General features: G+C 61.5%; 14 protein-coding genes. 7 read left to right on the top strand and 7 right to left on the bottom strand.

Features of this window, described 5'->3' with window-relative positions; genetic code table 11:
* Nucleotides 1–110: 110 nt before the first annotated feature.
* The 5 genes from OGM60_05130 to gltX form a co-directional block, all read right to left on the bottom strand.
* Nucleotides 111–1,514 carry a hypothetical protein gene (locus OGM60_05130; GenBank protein UYI98292.1) on the bottom strand — a complete coding sequence of 468 codons (1,404 nt, stop codon included), beginning with the start codon at nucleotides 1,512–1,514 and terminating at the stop codon, nucleotides 111–113.
* Complete coding sequence (gene fmt / locus OGM60_05125; GenBank protein ID UYI98291.1) at nucleotides 1,511–2,431, bottom strand: methionyl-tRNA formyltransferase; 921 nt, start codon at nucleotides 2,429–2,431, stop codon at nucleotides 1,511–1,513. The genes OGM60_05130 and fmt overlap by 4 nt, the downstream gene beginning before the upstream one ends.
* Nucleotides 2,432–2,750: 319 nt before the next feature.
* Complete coding sequence (def, locus tag OGM60_05120) at nucleotides 2,751–3,287, bottom strand: peptide deformylase (protein ID UYI98290.1); 537 nt, start codon at nucleotides 3,285–3,287, stop codon at nucleotides 2,751–2,753.
* Between the two features lie 18 nt (nucleotides 3,288–3,305).
* Nucleotides 3,306–5,759, bottom strand: a complete 2,454-nt coding sequence (gene priA / locus OGM60_05115) for a primosomal protein N' (GenBank protein UYI98289.1) — start codon at nucleotides 5,757–5,759, stop codon at nucleotides 3,306–3,308.
* An 88-nt stretch (nucleotides 5,760–5,847) separates the two neighbouring features.
* Entirely contained in the window at nucleotides 5,848–7,323 is a 1,476-nt protein-coding gene (gene gltX / locus OGM60_05110) for a glutamate--tRNA ligase (GenBank protein ID UYI98288.1), read from the bottom strand.
* A gap of 266 nt (nucleotides 7,324–7,589) precedes the next feature.
* Here gltX and metK point away from each other — a divergent pair, with 266 nt between their 5' ends.
* From metK to OGM60_05075, 7 genes are all read left to right on the top strand, one after another.
* Complete coding sequence (metK, locus tag OGM60_05105; protein ID UYI98287.1) at nucleotides 7,590–8,870, top strand: methionine adenosyltransferase; 1,281 nt, start codon at nucleotides 7,590–7,592, stop codon at nucleotides 8,868–8,870.
* Nucleotides 8,871–9,214: 344 nt separating this feature from the next.
* Nucleotides 9,215–10,822 carry an L-serine ammonia-lyase, iron-sulfur-dependent, subunit alpha gene (gene sdaAA, locus OGM60_05100; protein ID UYI98286.1) on the top strand — a complete coding sequence of 536 codons (1,608 nt, stop codon included), beginning with the start codon at nucleotides 9,215–9,217 and terminating at the stop codon, nucleotides 10,820–10,822.
* Between the two features lie 150 nt (nucleotides 10,823–10,972).
* Nucleotides 10,973–12,709 (top strand): L,D-transpeptidase, encoded by a 1,737-nt coding sequence (locus OGM60_05095; protein UYI98285.1) that lies wholly within the window; start codon nucleotides 10,973–10,975, stop codon nucleotides 12,707–12,709.
* Between the two features lie 128 nt (nucleotides 12,710–12,837).
* Nucleotides 12,838–14,250, top strand: coding sequence for an efflux RND transporter periplasmic adaptor subunit (locus tag OGM60_05090; protein UYI98284.1), 1,413 nt, complete (start codon nucleotides 12,838–12,840; stop codon nucleotides 14,248–14,250).
* Entirely contained in the window at nucleotides 14,250–15,023 is a 774-nt protein-coding gene (locus tag OGM60_05085) for an ABC transporter ATP-binding protein (GenBank protein ID UYI98283.1), read from the top strand. The genes OGM60_05090 and OGM60_05085 overlap by 1 nt, the downstream gene beginning before the upstream one ends.
* Entirely contained in the window at nucleotides 15,020–16,234 is a 1,215-nt protein-coding gene (locus OGM60_05080; protein ID UYI98282.1) for an ABC transporter permease, read from the top strand. The genes OGM60_05085 and OGM60_05080 overlap by 4 nt, the downstream gene beginning before the upstream one ends.
* A gap of 90 nt (nucleotides 16,235–16,324) precedes the next feature.
* Nucleotides 16,325–17,542 (top strand): IS3 family transposase, encoded by a 1,218-nt coding sequence (locus OGM60_05075; protein ID UYI98281.1) that lies wholly within the window; start codon nucleotides 16,325–16,327, stop codon nucleotides 17,540–17,542.
* Nucleotides 17,543–17,638: 96 nt separating this feature from the next.
* Here OGM60_05075 and OGM60_05070 read toward each other — a convergent pair whose 3' ends face one another.
* Together OGM60_05070 and OGM60_05065 are read right to left on the bottom strand one after the other, a co-directional pair.
* Nucleotides 17,639–18,250 carry a TetR/AcrR family transcriptional regulator gene (locus tag OGM60_05070; GenBank protein ID UYI98280.1) on the bottom strand — a complete coding sequence of 204 codons (612 nt, stop codon included), beginning with the start codon at nucleotides 18,248–18,250 and terminating at the stop codon, nucleotides 17,639–17,641.
* A gap of 136 nt (nucleotides 18,251–18,386) precedes the next feature.
* Nucleotides 18,387–19,679: a flippase-like domain-containing protein gene (locus OGM60_05065; GenBank protein UYI98279.1), complete on the bottom strand. Its 1,293-nt coding sequence runs from the start codon at nucleotides 19,677–19,679 to the stop codon at nucleotides 18,387–18,389.
* Nucleotides 19,680–19,792: the final 113 nt, after the last annotated feature.

The following is a 19,792-nucleotide window of genomic DNA, read 5'->3' as shown; positions in this document are numbered from 1 at the left end:
CGATCGCGGGGCTGCTTTTTACTACCCAAGTTTCCTTCTGTGTTGCGGTGAAATAGGGACTGTTTGGCGGGTAGAGGCCGCTATTCAATCCCTATTTCACCGCAACTTCTTTACTGCTTGCGAATCAACCTGGCACAGAAGTGGCCGTCGTAGGAGTCGGCGTTTATGGGGACGCTTTGGAAAAGTCCGCGGTCGTTTTGGCGAACGGAGACGAGCTTCTTGGCTTGTGCGAACTCGGGCAGCTGCAGAATCTGGGCTTCTGAGAGCGGTGCCACGGTAAAGCCGGCGCCCTCGGGAGAAGCCAGGAAAGCATCGACGACCTGCGTGTTCTCTTCATCAAAAACCGAGCAGGTGGCATAGATAAGCTCACCGCCGGCAGCCACGCGCGCGGCTGCTTCCTTGAGCATCGTCAGCTGCAGGCGAGGCAGCTCAGTCGTAACGTCGTTCTCGGTCAGGCGCCACGGAATCTCGGGATGACGGCGCATGGTGCCGGTGCCAGAGCACGGCGCATCGATAAACACCGTGTCGAACAGGGCAGGCTCGCCAAGCATCGCGTCGAAGGATGTGAGCACCTCATTGAGCTCGCAGGCATCGCCCGACACCGTACGAACACCCGAGATACCCGCCTTATGCAGGCGCGCGAGATTCTGATCACACTTGCGATCGTGCAAATCGAGTGCAGTGTGCTGACGGTCGTAGCCGGCACGCTTAGCCTGGCACATCATCACATACGTCTTGGTACCACGACCGGCGCCAATCTCTAGGCAGCGCCCGGGACGAGTAGCCGCAGTAGCGATGAGCTGAGCGTTAAGGTCCGAGGCCACGGCCGCCGCGCGTTCAAACACACCCGACGCAACTGTGGCCTGTGCATCGACCGGCGCATGGCAACCCGGGAACACAGGCGCAACAAACTGCGAGATATACGGATCGGGCTTGGTCGCAAAGGCGTTCTCATGCAGGGCCAGCGGAGCGGGGGCCAGATTACCGGCAAAGCTAAGCGCGCCCTCCGGTGTGTCAAACGAAGCCATAATACGAGCGCACAGCCAACGCGGCAGACCCAACAGGCGCGACAGACGAACCAATCGGCGCTCGGACTCATCGGCATCCGCCGCAGTGGCAAAGTCCTCGACGTTGTCCGCGACCTTATGCAGCACGGCATTGGCCAAACCGGCGGCAGACTTAGCTCCGCTGCGCACCAGCTCAACGCCCTGACTCACCGCAACGCGGCCAGGCGTATGCAGGTAGAGCATCTCAAAGGCCGAGATGCGAAGCGCCATGCGAACACGCGGCGCGACTTTTTTGGGCTTATCGAGAAACTGGTCAAGCAGTTCGTCCAAAATGCCCTGCGTCGCGGCAACACCCAGCGCCAAGCGAGCCGCAAACGCGGAATCGCGCTGGTCAATGGCCTTGGCCGTAGCACGGGCAGAGAGCACGTCACGCGCATACATGCCGCGACGGTCGGCCTCCATCAGCACGTCGAGCGCAAGCTTGCGCGCGGGGGAAAGCTTGCTCATGACAAAACACCCCACGTCAGATTGGCACCCTGCAGACCGGCAGCCCAGGCAGAAGCAGCCATAGCACGCTTGCCGTCAGGCTTAACCTCGAGCAGTTCAACCGAGCCATCCGACAGGCCCAGGTAAACACGCTTGCTCTTAACGGCAACAGCGCCCTCGCCAAGCGACACATCGCTTGGCGCAGCATCGAGCACGCGAACCGACTTGCCGGCAATCACGCAGCGAGCGGGTGCAGTGTCGGACGAAGCCAGCACGTGACGCACACAATCGAGCGCCCCCATCTGCGGATCCAGACGCATCTCCTGCTTGGAAATCTTGGCAGCATGCGTGACGAGCGACTCATCCTGCTCGGTCCACACAGCGGTGCCATCGGCAAGAGAAGGAAGCGTATCGGCAAGCAGTTTGCCGCCAAGCTCACCAAGCTCCATGGTCAGCGCCTCAGCATGCTTACCGTCAACCGACGTGGAAGCCTGAGCACAATAAGCACCAGTATCCACGCCATGCCCAATGCGCATAATGGAAACGCCAGCAACCTCATCACCAGCAAGAATAGCACGCTGAATGGGAGCAGCCCCACGCCAACGAGGCAACAAGGACGCATGAACATTCACAATACCAAGCGGCGCCATATGCAGCACTTCATCAGGCAAAATGCAACCGTACGCGGCCACACAGAAAATATCAGCCCGCGCAGCCTGGAGAGTATCAACTACCTCAGGCGTCATACGATTAGCCTCAACAACCGGCAGGCCAAGCTCGAGCGCCTTGACCTTAACAGGAGACGGCTCAAGCTTCTTACCACGCCCACGAACAGCATCAGGACGAGTAATGGCAAGCGCAATCTCATTCCCAGCCTCAACAAGCGAAGTCAGCGAAGGCACAGCAAAATCAGGCGTACCCATAAACACAATACGCATAAAGGACGTCTCCCCTCAACCAAAGCCGAGACGGCTACAAATAACAGCGGAAAGCCAATTACCAAGCCCATCCGCAATAACAATTCAACAAGAACAAATATACCCAAAACAAAGAAAGAGCCGCATAAAAGCAGCCCTCCCAACAAAGCAATTATCAGAGATGACGCCCCTCCCTGGCCCGATGGCACCCGAGCGAGACAGGCAGCGTCAACGTAGTCCCCGGGGCGCCCGCCTATATCGTCCCGCGCGCAGTTTCGCAGCGCAGCGAGAATGTTTGAGCACGGGATGATATAGGCGGGAGCCCCGGGGACGGACAAACCTACTCCGTCTCGCCCGGTCGAGCGCCGCGGGCCAGGGCGTCCTGGTACTCCTTGACTGCCTTGAGCCTCTGCATGGGCTTGAGTCGCTCGAACATGGTGTTGCCGTGCAGGTGATCGATCTCGTGCTGCAGGCACACGCAGAACAGATCGCCCGAGGCCTCGTAGCGAATCAGGTTGGCATCCAGGTCATACGCCTCGACGACGACATGGTCGGGACGCTCAATCTCGCAGCTAATGCCGGGGATGGACAGGCAGCCCTCGCTAAACGGCACCAGATGGTCGCTCTGCTCAACAATGACGGGATTGATGAGCACGTACGGATCGTAGTCGTTCTTGTCGCTGTAATCGCAGTCGATGGTGACAAGCTGAATGAGCTCGCCGATCTGCGGGGCAGCCAGACCGCAACCACCGTTGTCGAACATCATCTTCTTCATCTTCTCGGCGAGTGCCTCGATCGCCGGGGTGATCTCCTCGATGACGGCGCACTCCTGGCGCAGTCGAGGGTCGGGCGACAGTACGATTCCGTTGGCTTCCATGGCCATCCTTTCGGGTTGTTACATCAAATCATAGGCGTCGACGTCAACACTCACGCTCACGCCACGCACGGAACCCACCTCTTTGAGGCAGGCATCGATATCATCAGAGACATGGTACCCCACGGGCGACTTCACAAGCAGGTGGAAGCGATAACGGTCCTTTGCTCTCTCGATTACACACGAAGCCGGACCCAGCACCTGCGGCACCGCGCTGCCCGACCGCAAAAAGTCGGGAGCGGCGGCATGCCATCGGCGCTTGAGCAGCTTTGCGATGCGCCCGATATAATCCTGCGCATCGTCGCGGCTAGCCGACCACACCAAAATGTTGACCAGACGAACGAACGGCGGATACAGTGCGTCGCGGCGCTGGTCCAGGTCGTAGTCGGTAAAGATCGAACGGTCGTGCTCGGCGACGGCGCGGATGACTGGGTCCTCGGGCAGATAGGTCTGGATGACGACCTCGCCAGGGCGATCGCCGCGTCCGGCACGGCCCGCGACCTGCTCCAGCAAATCGTAGGCGCGCTCCCCCGCTCTAAAATCGGGCAGCTTTAACGCAAAGTCGGCATTGACTACACCCACAAGCGTGACCTCGGGAAAGTCGAGGCCCTTGGCAATCATCTGGGTGCCCAGCAGCACCGCGCAATCGGCGGCATCGAACTGCTCGAGCAACTTTTTATGCGCGTCCTTGCCACGCGTGGAATCAGCGTCCATGCGAATGATGGCGACGTCCTCGGGCAGCATTTGGTGCAGCGCGTCCTCAATCTGCTGCGTGCCCAGGCCCATTTTTGCCAGGTAGCGGCTGCCGCATTTGGGGCAACGACTCGTGGGTGCGGGATACGGCTGCACGCGCCAGGACGAACCACAGGTGTGACACTGCAGCGTGTGCGTGCGCTCGTGGTACGTAAGCGCCGTGGAGCAGTGGTTGCAAGTGGGGACGCAACCGCACTCGCGACACATCAAAAACGGCGCAAAGCCGCGGCGGTTATGCAACAGCACAGCCTTCTCTCGCCGCTCCACAACGCGCTCCAGGCCTTCCATCAGCGGTTTTGAGAACATTGAGCGGCTACCGTGCGAGAACTCGCGACGTAGGTCGGCAATGCGGACCGTAGGCAGGACCGCGTGACCCGGGCGTTCGGGCATCTCGACGCGCGTCCACGTGACGCCGCCGTACGTGCCGCGGTGGCAGCGGTCGAGCGCTTCGGCAGAAGGCGTAGCCGAGCCCAGCACGAGTGGGCAGCGATAGCGGCGCGCCATCTCGGCCGCCACCTCGCGCGCATGGTAGCGCGGACTGGAGCCCTGTTTGTAGCTGGTCTCGTGCTCCTCGTCGATGATGATGAGGCCCAGGTCGCTGAGCGGGCAAAAGAGTGCCGAACGCGCGCCGACGACAACACGGGCGGCGCCACTTGCGACCATATCCCACTGGTCCAGGCGCTCACCGGCCGAAAGACGGGAATGGAAGACCGCGACCGTCTCGCCAAAGCGCGAACGGAAGCGGCCGACGGTTTGAGCCGTCAGCGAGATCTCGGGCACAAGCACGCACGCTGAGCGCCCGGCCGCGAGCACGCGCTCGATAGCGGAGAGGTAGACCTCGGTTTTACCGGATCCGGTGACGCCGTCGACAAGGACCACATCGCCGTGTGCGTCCAGGCGAGCACGCTCAATCTGCGCGAGCGCCTGCTGCTGGCCGTTCGTGAGCGCGACCGGCGCCTTGCCGCTTGCCGAGGACAACGTGGTCTGCTCGCTGCAGCCACGCCAGGCGCGGCGCTCCTCCACCACCACGACGCCGCGTTTTTCGAGCGCCTTGATGGTCGCCGACATGTTGTTGTAGAGCAGGTTGAGATCGCGCGTCGTGACGGGGCCGCACTGAAGCGCCTCGATGAGCTGGCGTTGGCGAACGGCAGTCTTGGGCGGCGTATAGTCAAAGCCATCGGGCGTAAGCATCACCCAGCGGTTTTGGATAGGCTTGACGGCGGGGCGCTCAACGGTCCACACGCCGTCATCGCCCTTGACCACGCGCGGACTTCCACCCGGAGGCAAGAATAGGCGCAGGCACTCGGAAAGAGTTGCGACGTACTCGCGACTCATCCAGCGCGCAATGCGTGCAGCCTCAGCGGTAAAGAGCGGCTTGCTGAGGATAGCCTCGATAGGCTTGATGCGCGCGGGGTCGAGGGCGTCGTTACCTTGTAGGTTGGCAAGCTCGGGCGCGATGTCGACGATATAGCCCGCGGCCGCACGGTTGCCAAAATGGACTAGGACGGTGGAGCCGATCTGGGCATCGTTGGCGAGTGACTGCGGAATGCCGTAGGCAAACGGCTCGGACAGCGCACGGGTCGGGATGTCGAGAACCACGCTCGCGTAGGCGGCGACGGGCTCAGATGCGGGCTCGGGCTGCGCCGGGGCGGCAGCAGGGGCCGCGGACTTCGGAGCTTCCTTAGGTTCCGGCGAACCAAACAGCGAAAGTTGCTCGGCCATGGTCTCTGCACCTCCCATCCCATACGTCTTTAGAAACAAGAGCCCCGCTCGGGTGAGCGGGGCTCGGATACATGCGTTTACGCTACTGCTACAGCGCCATCGTGCGGGCGCGGTCGATGCGCGCCAGGCAGTCGTCGCGGCCGACGAGCGCCATGGTCTCGCCCAGCGGAGGGCTCACCATGTTGCCGCAAACGGCGACGCGCACGGCCTGGAACACCACGCGCTTCTTAAGGTCCATCTGCTCGGGCAGCGGCTCAAGCGCGGCGTCGATGTTGGCAGCCGTCCACTCGGTAACACCCTCGAGCGCGACCTTGGCGGCATCCAGGATGGCACTCATGCCTTCCTTGGCCAGCCCCTTGTTGACGGACTTCTCATCATACTCGAGCGTATCGGCCGTAGCGAAGATGGGAGCGGCGACGGTCACGGCGTCGGCCGGCATCTTGGTGCGCGGCTTGACGATGGCAGCGAGCGCGTCGATCCAGTCCTCGCCGTACTCGACGTTGCCCTCGATGAGGCCTGCCTCGTGCAGCTCGGGGACCATGATCTCGTTGGCAAACTGGGCATCGGTCATGCCGTTGATGTACTCAGCATTGACCCAGTCGAGCTTCTTGGGATCGAAGGTCGCCGGGTTCTTGGAGATGCGGTCGAGCGAGAACTTGCTGGCCAGGACATCACGCGGGATGATCGTGGTCTCGCCGTCGAGCGACCAGCCCAGCAGAGCCAGATAGTTGACGAAGGCATCGGACAGGTAACCGGCGTCGCGGTACTCCTCCACCGAGGTGGCGCCGTGGCGCTTGGAGAGCTTTTTGCCGTCGGCACCCAAGATCATGGAGATATGGGCGAACGTAGGCACGGGCGCGCCGAGGGCCTCATAGACCATGACCTGACGCGGGGTGTTGGACAGGTGGTCGTCGCCGCGGATGACATGGGTGATCTTCATCATGGCGTCGTCGACGACGGTCGCGAAGTTATACGTGGGCGTGCCATCGGAGCGGAAGATGACAAAGTCGTCGAGCTCCTTGGCGTCGAAGGTCACCTCACCGTGGACGGCGTCGTGGATGACGACGTCGCCGCGGTCCTCGGGCACCTTGATGCGCAGGACGTAGGACTCGCCGGCCTCGATGCGGCGGCGGGCCTCCTCGGGATCAAGATCGCGGCAGCGGCGCTGATAGCCCTGGAAGGGGTCCTTGCGCTCCTGAGCGGCCTTGCGATCGGCCTCGAGCTGCTCCTTGGTGCAGAAGCAGGGATAGGCCTTGCCCTCGTCCCAGAGCTGCTGGGCGGCCTGCTTGTACAGGTTCAGGCGCTCGGTCTGGGCATAGGGACCAAAGTCGCCGCCCACCTCGGGACCCTCGTCCCAGTCAAGACCCAGCCAACGCATGGCGCGCAGAATGATCTGCGTGTTCTCTTCGGTGGAACGGGTGGGGTCGGTGTCGTCGATGCGCAGGATGAACGTGCCGCCGTTTGCGCGGGCAAAAGCCCAGTTATAGATAGCGGTGCGGGCGCCGCCGATGTGCAGCTTGCCCGTCGGTGAGGGTGCAAAGCGGACGCGAACGTCTGATGCCATGGAAATCTCCTCGATTGCAGGATGGATGTCTAACCGCACCAGTATAAAGCAACAAAGCAACCTCCGCACAAAGGGCACCGACCCAGTCATTGGGGACAGACTTAAATGACCACCCAATGAGCACCGACCTACTCATTTAAGTCTGTCCCCAATGAGTAGGTGCGGAAAGGGTGTGAATGTTGGATTTACGCGCTATGATGTCCCCTTGCATACAGAGCCCGGCGGAATGGTAACGGTCGCCGGGACGCGTTTTTGAAAGGACAATCATGTCAGAAGAGCTTCGTTCCATCCCACCCCAACACGGATCCTTTGTGTTTACGTCGGAGTCGGTGACCGAAGGTCATCCCGATAAGATCGCCGACCAGATCAGCGATGCCGTCCTCGACGCAATCCTTGCCAAAGAAATAGAGCTGCAGGAGCAGGGCTATATTGCGCCCAACGGCGTGCCCGCCAACGTGGAAAACGTCCGCTGCGCCTGCGAGACCCTCGTGACCACCGGCACCGTCATCGTTGCCGGCGAGATCCGCACCCAGGCCTACGTCGACGTGCAGGAAATTGCCCGTGGCGTTATCCGCCGCATTGGTTACAACCGTGCAAAGTTCGGTTTTGACTGCGATACCTGCGGCGTTATGAGCCTCATCCACGAGCAGTCGCCCGATATCGCCCAGGGTGTCGACGAGTCCTTCGAGACCCAGACCGGCGCTACCACCGACCCGATCGACCTGATCGGCGCTGGCGACCAGGGCATGATGTTCGGCTACGCCTCCAACGAGACCAAGACCCTCATGCCCATGCCGCACTACCTGGCAAGCCGCCTGGCCGAGCGCCTGTCCGCCGTGCGCCACGACGGTACCCTGCCCTATCTGCGCCCCGACGGCAAGACTCAGGTCACGGTGCGCTACGAGGACGGCAAGCCAGTCGAGGTCACGACCATCGTCATCTCCACGCAGCACGCTGCCGAAATTGAGGACATGGGCAAGATCAAGGACGACCTCATCGAGCACGTCATCACCCCCGTCATGGCTGCCGAGAACATGCCGTGGAACAACGCCGACATCTACGTGAACCCCACCGGTCGCTTTGTCGTGGGCGGCCCCATGGGCGACACGGGCCTCACCGGCCGCAAGATCATCGTCGACACCTACGGCGGTTACGGCCGTCACGGCGGCGGCGCCTTTAGCGGCAAGGACTGCACCAAGGTCGACCGTTCCGCCGCATACGCCGCGCGCTGGGTCGCCAAGAACGTGGTGGCTGCCGGCCTGGCCGACCGCTGCGAGGTCGAGCTGGCCTACGCCATCGGCGTGTCCAAGCCGCTGTCGATCATGGTCGACACCTTTGGCACCGCACATGTTGCCGAGGACAAGATCGTCGAGGCCGTGGAGAAGACCTTCGACCTGCGCCCGGGCGCCATCATCCGCGACCTGGACCTGCGCCGCCCCATCTACGAAAAGACGGCAGCCTACGGTCACTTTGGCCGCGAAGACCCCGACTTCACCTGGGAGAAAACCGACCGAGTCGAAGAACTCAAAGCAGCCTGCGGTCTGTAAGCTAACAAGAAAAGCCACAGCCAAATAAAAACGCACCAAAAGAAGTACCGGCTCCAACCGGTACTTCTTTTTTATTTAAACGGTGGTGAAGATGAGCCGACCTGGGACATGGAATAGGTCACAGACCGATAAATTTTGCAGCAGAGCGACTCCAACCATGTATCCTAAGTTCCGAGGGCTTTGGTATTTGGTCGATCGCGAGTTCCGCACGAGCCGGAGGCCACTTAATGTGGCCTCCGTGCGAGCAGGACTGTCCGAGCAGGCGACCAAATACCAAAGCCCTCGGAACGGCGGGACAGAGTATGCCCCGCCCCTCGGGACGACGAGATAAAGAAGGAGCAGCCATGGCAGGCAAGCCGCAAACACTAGCTACGACCTCGGCATTCGAGATCTTGGGCCCCGTCATGGTCGGCCCCAGCTCGTCGCACACCGCCGGCGCCCTGCGCTGCGCCCAGGTTGCCGCCAGCCTGCTGGAAGGCCGCATCACCAAGGTCACCTTTGGCCTGTGGAACTCCTTTGCCCATACCTACCGCGGCCACGGCACCGACCGCGCGCTCGTCGCGGGTATCTTGGGCCTCGATACCGACGACGAGAACATCAAGCAGGCCTTTAACCTCGCACGCGAGCAGGGTCTCGACTATCACTTTGACATCAAGGGCGACGACGCCTCCATCCACCCCAACACCGTCGACATCGAGATGGTCGACGACACGGGCGCCACGGCACAGGTCCGCGGCGAGAGCCTCGGCGGCGGCAAGATGCGCATCAGCCGCATCAACGGCGTCGGCGTCGACATCTCGGGCATGTATTCCACGCTCTTCGTGGCGCACCAGGACGTTCCCGGCGTGCTCGCAGCGCTCACGAACCTGCTCGCCTACGCACACGTGAACATCGCCTTCTGCCGCACCTATCGCACCGAGGTGGGCGGCCAGGCCTATTCCGTCTTTGAGACCGACGGCGCTCCCGACGACACCGTCGTCCCCATGCTGCGCAAGCTCGACAATGTCGATTACGCCACGTTTATCGAGCTCCCGGGCTCGGCCTCGTCGCTCTCCCCCGGCGTCTCGGCCAAGGAAATCTTCGACGACGGCGAGCAGATGCTCGATGCGTGCGCCGAACTCGGTTTGAATATCGGCGCCGTCATGGCCGTGCGCGAGGCGCGTCTGACCGGCGAGGCCCATGCTATCGCAGCCATGCGCCGCGTGCTCGACGTCATGCGCGAGGAGACCACGGCCCCCATCGCCAATCCGCAGCGATCGCTCGGCGGGCTTATCGGCGGAGAGGCCAAGCTCGTCGATGCCACCTGCCGCAACGATTTGAGCGCAAGCCTGATGGGCCCCGTTCAGACCGATGCCGTGGCCCGCGCGATGGCCGTGCTTGAGCGCTCCGCCACCATGGGCGTGATCGTTGCCGCCCCCACGGCCGGCTCCGCGGGCGTCGTCCCCGGCTGCGTGCTGGCGCTCGCCGATCACCTCCAGCTCGACGAGGAACAGGTCATGAATGCCCTCTACTGCGCCGCCGCCATCGGCCTCAACCTCACCACGAGCGCCTGCGTCGCCGGCGCCGAGGGCGGATGTCAGGCCGAGGTTGGAAGCGCTGCCGCCATGGCCGCCGCCGCGCTGGTCCAGATGATGGGCGGCACGCCCGAGCAAGCGCTCGACGCCAGCTCCATTGCACTGAGCAACCTGTTGGGCCTCGTTTGCGACCCCGTCGGCGGCCTTGTCGAGGTGCCCTGCCAAAACCGCAACGCCATCGGCGTGGCCGCGGCCTTCAGCTCGGCGCAGCTCGCCCTCGCCGGCATCAAGAGCCTGGTGCCGTTTGACCAGATGGCGCACGTGATGCTCTCGGTGGGCCACGCCCTGCCCGCCACGTTGCGCGAGACGGCCAAGGGCGGCATCGCGCAGGCTCCGGCAGCACTCTCGGCGTGCGCAAAATGCGGAATATGCGGATAGTGAGCAAAAGCGAACGATAGGTGGGACATATGTCCCACCTATCCTTTATCGCCACTGTTTTCGTAACACAAGCAATTGCGTAATCGCTATAATTCAAGCCCAGTTAAAACACGATGAGCCGTAAAGCGAAACTCGAAGGAAATATACACGATGTCGCAACTCGACCGCAGCCAACTGATCCCCGATCCGCAACAGCCCAGCAGGCAGCCCGGAGGCATCCAATCGCCCCGTCCCATTGCGCCAGCCCATGGTCAACAGCACGGCGCGGCAAATACCTCCCCGCGCCCCAATCAGGGCCAGCATCAGCAGCGTCAGCAGCGTTCCGCACATGGCGCCGGTCACAACCAGGGCCCTTCGCACACTCGAGTTTCTAACAACCGCGGCCCCGCCGACAACCGATCCGCAAAGGGCAATAAGACGGGCGGCAAGACGGCGTTCTTCGTCGTCCTCGGCCTTGTCGCTATCGTCTATATCGTGGGCGTCGTGGCGTTTTCGCAGATTGCCTACCCCAACACCACCATCGCCGGCGTCGATATCTCGTTTTCCAACGCCTCATCCGCCGCTACCAAGGTCAACTCAGCGTGGAAGCACTACAAGCTCACCGTTTCGGGTGAAGACTTTAGCTGGACCTATCAGCCCGAATCCGACGAGCCCATCGTCGACGGCGAGGCAGCTGCCCACGAGATTATCGGCAGCAACGAGCCGCTGCTGTGGCCTTCGCGCCTGATTGCCTCGCTCGGCGGCAAGAACGTTAGCGCGACCAAAAACGGTACCATCGACCTGGAACAGGACGTCGACCTGTCCATGCTCTCGGACGCCTTTGACCAAAAGCAGTTCGAGGAGGATCTGGGTGCCGCCATCGACGCATTCAACGAGGGCCGCACGGGTACCTTTGAGGCATCGAGCTCCTACGACGAGAAGGCGGGCAAGTTCACGATCGAGAAGGCCCGCTCCAACGAAAAGCTCAACCGCGAGCATGTCATTAAGTATGCGGAGATCGAGCTCGCGTCGCTGTCCGAGACCGTCGATCTTACGAAGCTCGGAAACGATGCCTACGAGCCGCTCAACGGCACACTCACCAACGACCAGATCCAGGCCGCATGCGATGCCGCCAACAACTTCCTGGGCGTTAACGTGACCCTTAAGCTCAACGGCAACGATGCCGGCAAGGTCGACGGCAGCTCGGTGCTGCAGTGGATCAGTTTTGCCGACCCCGCGAACCCCACACTTGACACCTCCCAGATCAGCAACTGGGCAGCAGACCTCGCCAATGGCTTTAACACCGTGGGCTCCACTCGTTGGTGGACGCGCGCCGATGGCAAGCAATGTGCCGTCGAAGGCGGTGACTTTGGTTGGTCTATCGATAGCAGCACGCTTGCCAAGCAGGTCGAGGATGCTATAAACAACAAGCAGACCGGCGAGATTGAGATCAATTACTCCCAGAAGGCCGACACCTTTACCGCCAAGGGCGAGCCCGATTGGAAGGCGTATATCGACGTCGACCTGTCCGAGCAGCACGCGCGCTACTACGACGAGAGCGGCAATATCGTTTGGGAGGCCAACTTTATTTCCGGCAAACCGGGCGAAGACGCCACCCCCGAGGGCGTGTGGCAGATCAACAGCAACGACGGCGCCACCAAGCTTATCGGCGCCAAGGACCCCAAGACCGGTAAGCCCAAATACGAGAGCCCGGTGAGCTACTGGATGCCGTTTGAGGGCAACATGGTTGGCTTCCACGACGCTACCTGGCAAAACGATTCGAGTTTCGATAGTGCCGAATCGTACAAATGGTGCGGTAGCCACGGCTGCATCAATCTGCGCCTGGCCGATGCCAAGGCGCTCCACGACTGCATCAAAGTCGGTCTGTGCGTGGTCGTGCATTCCTAGCACATCACGCGTGTCACAACAAAGCTCAGCGTCACCTACCTTTCGATGCTGAAAGAATCGCGCCTGTGCGCCCGCCCCAACCGGTGGGCGCATATACTTATCGCGGTAAGTTCTATAAAGGAGACGCTATGTCGAATGTCCCCACCATCACCCCGGGTCCCGACGATACCGGGCGCGTGCCGGAAGGCGCAACTGAAACTCTACCGCTCATCACAAGCGCCCCCACGGCACAGCAAAACGACGACGAGCAAGGTAACGCCGGAATATCCGACGATGAGGCTTACGCAAAGCTCAAGGCCAAGCGCGCGGAGCGGCGCCGCAAAAAGCTCGTCCGCCGCGGCATCGCTGCCGGCATCGTGGGCGGCATTGTCCTAATTGCCATTATTGTGAGCGTTGTCCTCAATTCGCAGCCGCAATCTGCAGGTGAACCTGTTACCGACATGGTCATGGAAGGCACCTTTACCACGACTGTCGAGGCAAAAGGACAGCTCAAGCCAATTTCTGCCTCAGTGGTCTCCCCTTCTGTTGACGGCACGGTAGCATCGATCAACGTGCAAGCCGGTCAGAGCGTCAACGAGGGCGACGTGCTCATGACCATTAAAAACGATGAGCTCGATAATGCCGTTGCCGAGGCGCAGCGCGCGGTCGCGGCCGCCCAGGAAGACCTGAAAAACGCACAGGCGACACTTGCTGCCGCACAGGCAGCACCGACGCTGGATGCCGACGGAGTGACCACCCCGACGGATGCAACCGCCAACGCCAGCGCCGTCTCGAGCGCTCAGCGCAATCTCGCCTCGGCCCAGGCAACCCTGGACCAGGCAAACGCCAAGGCGACCGAACGCACCGTAAAGGCCCCCAGCTCGGGTAGCATCGTCGAACTCAACGCCAAAGTGGGCGCCACGGTGACCGGAGGCATGGTCATGGGCGAAGGTGACACGAGCGGCGGCAAGCAGTGCATGCAAATCGCCGACCTCTCTAAGATGAAGGTGACGGTTCAGGTGGGCGAAAAGGACATCGCCAAGATCGCCGTGGGCCAGAGCGCCAACGTTACCTATCCCGCGTTTCCCGATATCGTGAGCCAGGGCACCGTCACGGCTATCGCATCGGTTGCAAACTCCGACGCAGCCAACGGTGGTGGCGGAAGCGTAACCTTTAACGTCGACATCCTCATCGAAGCACCCGACAGCCGCCTTAAGCCCGGTATGACTGCCGAGGTCTCGGTGGTGACCGAGCAGCTTGACGACGTAGTCATGGTGCCCACCATGGCGCTCATGACCGAGGATGGCGAGCACTATTACGTCAATCTGGCCACCGATGACGAAGGCAAGGAAACGCGCCGCGTGAAGGTAACTGTCGTGACGCAAAACGACAACGAAGCTGTGGTCGGCAAGACGCAGGTCAAGCGCGACGAGCAAGGCAACGAGATCAACCCCGACGTGCCGGTTACCAAGCTGCGCGATGGAGACACCATCGTGGTGGATACCGGCGCGGGCATGACGGCAGACGGCGGCGACAGTATGCCTGCCGATGAGGGCATGTAATGCGCCCCGTCATCGACATCCGCAACGTGCACCGCATCTTTGAGAGCGAGGCCGGTTGCGCTCACATCCTGCACAATGTGAGCCTGGCGGTGGACCCCGGTGAGTTCGTCGCCATCACCGGCCCCTCGGGCTCGGGCAAGTCGACGCTCATGAACATCCTGGGTTGCTTGGACAAACCGACGGCGGGCGACTATTACCTGCAGGGCCTCAATGTCGCCGAACTCGACGATGATGAGCTCACCGAGGTGCGTGCGCTGAGCATCGGCTTTGTCTTTCAGAGTTTCAACCTGCTGCCGCGTCTGTCGGTTATCGAAAACGTCATGCTGCCGCTGTCCTACACCAATGTGCCGCGCAACCAGCGCGAGATGCGCGCCGTGCACGCACTGCAAGCCGTCACGCTACCGGTCGACCATTGGGACCACCGCATATCGGAACTCTCGGGTGGACAGATGCAGCGCGTCGCCATCGCGCGCGCCCTCGTCAACGATCCGCCCATCATCCTGGCCGACGAGCCCACGGGAAACCTGGACTCGGCAACCGGGGCGCTCGTCATGGAAACCTTCCACAAGCTCCAGGAGCGCGGCAAGACCATCGTACTCATCACGCACGACCCGGGCATTGCCGCCGAGGCCGACCGTGCCGTGACCATTCGCGACGGGCGAATCCATGACGGCGCATATATCGCGCATGCGCCGAATACGCTACGCGGCGCCATCAGCAACCTACCCGCGATTGATGTACCTTCTACACCGTCGAAAGGAGCGAAGGCATGAGCACCCGCGATCTTGTCCAAGAAGCCCTGCACTCGCTCGAGGCCAACAAGGGACGTAGCCTGCTCACTATCCTAGGTATCGTCATTGGCATCGCCTCGGTCATAGCCATGACCTCGCTCATCGGCGGCATCCAAAACAGCCTGGTCAACAGCTTGGGCCTCAACGCGGCCCGCATGGTGCAGATCTACTCGTCCCAAGAGCTCACCGATTCGGATGTTGAAAAGCTACGAAAAATGGTGCCGCAAATTGAGCAGATCGGCATCGTCGACAGCGCCTATTCCGAGTACAGAGTTGGAGATAAGAGCTATACCGTCATGGCACAGGGCGTCGATAGCGACATGCTCGACGCCGTGGGCGCCAGCAAGATCGTCGCCGGTCGCACCTATAGCGACATCGAGTCCAAATCCGGCGCGCACGTGGCGCTCATTGGCCGCGGCGGCGCCGATCAACTGTACGGCAACGAACAGGACGCGATTGGCAAGACCATCAAGGTTTCGAGCGGAGACGTACAGATCATTGGCGTCATCGACGGCGGCAACGACTCCATGGGTTCGCTGAGCCTGTACATGCCACGAGCAACGATCTCCGAGCTCTACGGCGATGACAATCCGTCGTTTCCCAGCGTGACGGCACTCGCCGCCGAGGGCACCGATATGGACGAGCTCTGCAAGACGATCGAATCCAAAGTTCGCAGCATGAAGGGTATCTCGGAGGACGACGATTATGAAAGCGTGTCGGCAAGCTCCATGAAGAGCGCTATCGATGCCCTCAACTCCTTTATGGGCGCCTTCTCGCTCATCATGGGCGCGGTTGCCGGCATATCGCTGCTTGTGGGCGGTATCGGCATCATGAACATGATGCTCACCAACGTGACCGAGCGCATCCGCGAAATTGGCATTCGCCGCGCTCTGGGCGCAAGCCGACGTGACATCACCGCCCAGTTTTTGGCCGAATCCTCGGCGCTGTGCATCACCGGCGGCATTTTAGGTGTCGTGATTGGCTATCTGCTGGCCTGGGGGCTCACGTTCTTTGCCGCCAACTCGGGCATTATGAGCGAGTTCGGAGCCACCGGGACGATTACGCCGAGCTTCTCCATTACAACTGTGCTGCTCGCGTTTGCCGTATCGGTCGGCATCGGCGTGATCTTTGGCTTCTACCCCGCCCGCCGCGCCGCGAAACTCGACCCCGTGGAGTGCCTGCGCTACCAGTAGAACCTCAACCCTAAGTTGCGGTGAAATAGGGACTGTTTGGGGGTGCGGACAGAAAGTTGGACCGCGGGGCGGTCCGGACTGGAGGTTCGCATGTACAGCAGGGAGAAGGTCGAGCTCTTCCTCCTGGCGACGGAGGACGGCATGGGGCCCACCGCCGCCGCGGAGTTCGCGGGGGTCACGGTGAGCGCGGCCAAGAAGTGGGCGACGGGCCACCTCCCGCGCAGCTACACCGGCGGGGGCTGTAGAATCGTGGCGAGGGAACCGCCACGGAAGGAGGCCAGCTTGGGCCCCGACAAGTCGATCTACGCCCCGCCCGCGACCGGCCCGCTCGCCGGGCTCAACGAGGACCAGATAGAGAACCTGCTGCTCAGGGCGGTGTTGGCCGACCTAAAAGCGGAAGGGTGGGACCCGGCTTCGATCTCGAACAGGAGCAAGTGCGAGCTCGGCGAGAGATTGAGGCGGGCGACCGCCCTGCCCCTCCGCTCGATCACAGGTTTCTTGAGGATATCGAAGAGCTCCTATGAGTACTGGAGGCCCCGCGTCGCCGCGCCGCGCGACCGCGACGCCGACATACGCGACCGCGTGGTGCGCATCTTCCGCGAGGGCTCGGGGTGCTGGGGGTACCGCACCGTCTGGGCGCGCCTGCGCCGCGAGGGCGTCCGCGCCAGCGAGAAGCGCGTGGCCCGCGTGATGCGCGAGGAGGGCCTCGAGGTCGTCTACAACAGGAGGCGCGCCCGGGGCTACAGCTCCTACGCCGGCGAGGTCTCCAAGGCGCCGGAGAACCTCGTGAACAGGAATTTCCACGCCGACGAGCCCAACCGGCTGTGGCTCACCGACATCACCGAGTTCAGGCTCCCGGGCGGCGAGAAGGTCTACCTGAGCCCGGTCATCGACTGCTTCGACGGGATGCCCGTCGCCTGGTCGATCGGGCTGCACCCCGACAAGCGCCTCGCGAACTCGAGCCTGCTCAAGGCCTGCGCGGCGAGGCCGGCGGGCGCGCGCACGACGATCCACTCGGACCGGGGCGGCCACTACCGCTGGCCGGAGTGGATCGGGATCTGCGAGGAGAACGGCCTGGTCAGGAGCATGTCCGCGAAGGGATGCAGCCCGGACAACTCGGCCTGCGAGGGCTTCTTCGGGCGCCTCAAGAACGAGTTCTTCCGCTACAGGGACTGGGAGGGCGTGACGGCCGAGGAGTTCATGGGGAGGCTCGAGGCCTACCTCGTGTACTATCGGGACGGGCGCATCAAGAAGTCCCTCGAGTGGCTGAGCCCGATGGAGTACCGCAGGAAGCTTGGATACGCCTAGGCGCGGTCCAAGAAATCGTCCGCACCCCCTTTAGGCCGCTAGAAGACCAATTCAGTCCTTATTTCACCGCAACTCAGGGAGGATAAGGCGCTAGTGCTATTCGAAACGAGATTCCAGGCTGGATAGGCCGTTGAGAGTTAGGTCGTTGGCGACCGCCGAGACGCGCTCGATGGGAACCGAGCCGTCCGACAACGCCCACGTGCGATAGATGCCGATAATGCCGGACAGCAAAAACGCCAGGTAGTAATCGAACATCTCATCCTTTAGACCCTCGGGCAGCAGATCGCGCTCAGCGATCTCGTGCTCGAGCGGCACACGCAGACGAGCCATAAAGTCGTCGAGCGGAATGTTTTCAATCAACTGGCGATTGAGCACCAGGTTGTTGCACAGTGCCTCGTTAACGGTCTTGAAAAAGGACGCCGCAGCGCCAAGTGCGCGCTCGTTGGTGTCGCCACCCATGGAGGAAAGCGTCTTCTCGACCGAATCCACAATCATCTCTACCACATCGACGGCAATGGCGTCGAGCAAGCCGTCGACCGTGCCAAAGTGCACGTAGAAGGTCTTACGGTCGACATTTGCCTCACGCGCGATGGCGCTCACCGTAATATCGGCCAGAGGCTTTTCCATGAGCAGTCGCTCAAACGCCGAAAGAATCGCATTGCGACTACGGACGATACGACGGTCAAGGCGCGGTTTGGTGGTAGCCATAGACGTGTCCCCTTCATGTCAACAGCCCACCTGTAAGTCCTCTACATGTGGGAGATAATCAACGTAAGAGGATTATCCTACAACTCACATCGCAATGACGAGCGTCATCAAGAACGCACGACTCGCCGACCGGGCCCTAGGACCGCTTCTTTTTATTGAGCGCCGACGGGGAAACGCGGATACCGTCGCCAGTCTGACGAACGTAGGTCTTGCGAGCCGGCTTAGAGGCCACAGCAGCCTTTTGAGCACGCTGATTGGGGTCCACGGTAACCTGGTACGCAGGATGCGCCTTAACGGGCGCAGAGGGCGTCTGAGGCGTGCGTCCAAGCTTTCGCATCACACGATCCCAGCGCGCATGGATACTCTCGTTGTGAGCACTCTTAAGGCCCAGCAGTGGGGCAGCCAAAATGGTCGGCGCGATAAAGGTGATCAGACGCCACAGTAGATAGCCGGCAGTAGAGGCCGTGCCAAAAAAGTGACCCAAGAAAAGTGCGAAGCCACCCTCGGCGCCACCAGTGCCGCCGGGCAGCGGAACGGCGGAGCTCAGCAGCTGGACAAAGGCGCTCGCGGCCATGACCGAGAAAAAGTCAACTTCGTGGTGGCCAAAGGAGAGCATCAAAAAGTACGGAACCAGGTAGAAAAACGCAAGCTGCAGCATAGTGATGACGACCGTGAGCAGCATGGACGAAAAATGACCGGCAGAGAGTTTGAATTTCTCGGAGAACGAGTAGATCTCGCCATCGACAAAGGTGCGCCAGCCCTCGATCTTTGTAGCCGAGACGCCCATTCGCTCGAGCCAATTGATGATGCAATGGGCGACGCGCGTGACGGTCTTGGGCATCAACGCCACGGCAAAGATGCCGAGCAGGATACAGCAATGGCCGCCAAAACTAAAGACGCACAGCAGCGTCATGTCGCCATAGCGCTCGGCGAAAAACGGCATGCGGGCAAGCAGCAGAATGGCGCCCCATGCCACCAGGCCAAACTGGTACACGATAAAGCGCGTGAACTGCGTGGCACCTGCCTCGCCCACGTTTTGGCCGGCTTTGGTCAGGCGGTAAATCTGGGCAGGCGTAGAGCCCATCATCATGGGCGTCAAGTTGCCAAAGAAGATTCCGCTCGCCTCGACCGAAATGAGGTCGCGGATGCCGACGGGCGAATCGGGGTCGAGCCAAACGGCAATTGCGTACGCCACGATGCCAAAAACAAGATACAGAAACATACAAAAGCATGCAGCAAAGAGCCAGGGCATCTGAACGCTGGACATAGCGGCCCAAAACTGCCCCATCTGCCCGGTCACGACCAGATAGACGATGTAGCCGATTAGCACAACGCCGATGAAGATAGCGCCGCGACGCGCGCTCTTGTTGTCATCGCCGCCAGAAACCTCAACCTGAGGCTTAGGCGCATGCTGAGAGGACTCCGTCATGAGGCTCCTTCTGACCGTCAAAGTATCTGGCCTATTGTACCCGTATGGGAGATGAGCAAAACGTAAAGCCATGAGGCAAATGGGATTAACAGACCAGCCCGCATGCATTAAAA

Source organism: Coriobacteriaceae bacterium, from assembly GCA_025757745.1.
Taxonomy (GTDB): Bacteria; Actinomycetota; Coriobacteriia; order Coriobacteriales; family Coriobacteriaceae; genus Collinsella.
This window is presented reverse-complemented; position numbering and strand designations above follow the sequence as displayed.